Raw genomic sequence first — 1,537 nt, 5'->3', positions numbered from 1 at the left:
CTCCAAGTTTGTTTTACGCAACTCCGGATGGAAGGCTACGGCGAAGTCGCTGAGCTCAACTGCTGCGCACTTTTCCTGGAATTGCTTGTTTTCTCTGTCGCAATTCCGAACCGAAACCCGCTGCGCACTTTTTTCCTGGAATTGCTCTAGGCTTGCAGCGCTTCCAGCAGGCTGACCGCCGCCATCATATCGCGCTTGCGGGCCGAGCGGCGCGCGACGGCCTCGGCATCCTGGCCCCAGTGCTCGATCTGCCAGTCCTCGTCGACATGGCCGGCGGTCCAGGCTTCCTCGCCTCCGAGCTCGCCGAAATCGACGGCAAGCGCCAGCAGCGCCGATCCGGTCAGCGAGGTCATGACATGGATGGCGGCCAGACGCAGCGGCTCGGCGCGCTGGGCAAGATGGGCGCCAAGGACGGCGATCGTCTCGCGCGGCTGCTCGACATGGATGACGCCCTCGGCAAGATTGAAGCGCGCACCAAGGCGGCTCCTCGCCCAATCGAGAACCGGGTCCCAGAGCTTGTTCTGCCGGTCCACCAGGCCCTGAGGGCTATCGGCGCGGTAGCAGAGCAGGTCCGACGAAGCGAAGCGCAGGACATCTTCGAGCACCGCTTGCGGGTCGCCGGCGACACCGTCGAGGGCCGTGTTGGCAAGGCGCATGACCGGCATGGTGACGGGGTCGATGACCTCGCCCTGCGCGGAAAACTCGTCAGCCACCAGCATCGCCGCTCTTTCTGTCGGCAGCACCAGCAGCGCCTTTCCCGGTGTTCGGACCGGCCTGCCGTCGAGATGGACGGCAAAACCGTTTTCGACCGGCACGACCGAAACAGCCTTGTAGAAGCGCTTCGGCAGCGGCGTCTTCATCTGGATCTGGGCGCGGCGCACCGGATCGGGATCGGAAAGCTGCTTTCCAGCTTCGAGGTCGTTGAGGATGTCGCGCATGTCGAACTCCTTACGGTGCGGGCTGCCTGCGCGCCGTCCGGTTGACGATGATCAGCCCGGCGGCGATCAGGCCAAGCGCCAGGAAGATCCGGACCGTCAGCGGCTCATCCAAGAGCACCGCGCCGCACAGCACGCCGAACACCGGCGACAAAAAGGCGAAGCTCGACAGGCCCGCTGCCGGATAGCGCGTCAGCAGCCAGAACCACAAAACATAGGTGAAGGCGACGATATAGAAAGACTGGAACAGCAAGGCCAGTGTCGGCAATGCGGCGATCTCGCGGATCGGCGGGCCGGCGAAAGGCATCACCAGGGCGCCGACGACAGCCGCGCCGGCGAGCTGATAGAGCAAGAGCTTCTCGGCACTGGTTTCTGCCAGTTTCGACCGCTTGATGACGATGCTGGTCAGCGCCCACAGGATGCCGGCACCAAGGCTCAGCAGATCGCCCGTCAGCGTCGCATTGTTGCCGGCGACGATACCGTCGAAGAAGACGGCCGCGAGGCCGCAGAAGGCGAGCACGAGGCCGGTAAGCTTGCGCGTGGTGATGCGCTCGCTGAGCAGGAAATGGCCGCCGACCAGCACCCAGAACGGCATGGTGTTG

At 64.4% G+C, this 1,537-nt stretch carries 2 protein-coding genes; both read right to left on the bottom strand.

What is annotated here, in order from left to right; all coding sequences use genetic code 11:
• Nucleotides 1–146: 146 nt before the first annotated feature.
• Nucleotides 147–938: an ATP12 family chaperone protein gene (locus EOA38_RS36265; RefSeq protein ID WP_126094090.1), complete on the bottom strand. Its 792-nt coding sequence runs from the start codon at nt 936–938 to the stop codon at nt 147–149.
• 10 nt (nt 939–948) lie between these two features.
• A partial coding sequence (locus EOA38_RS36260) for a DMT family transporter (protein ID WP_145966279.1) occupies nt 949–1,537 on the bottom strand: 589 nt, incomplete at its 5' end.

This window comes from Mesorhizobium sp. M1E.F.Ca.ET.041.01.1.1, assembly GCF_003997355.1.
Lineage (GTDB): Bacteria > Pseudomonadota > Alphaproteobacteria > Rhizobiales > Rhizobiaceae > Mesorhizobium.
This window is presented reverse-complemented; position numbering and strand designations above follow the sequence as displayed.

Coding starts and splice junctions, on each gene's coding strand:
- EOA38_RS36265 (WP_126094090.1), bottom strand. CDS start 938: ATGCGCGACATCCTCAACGACCTCGAAGCTGGAAAGCAGCTTTCCGAT.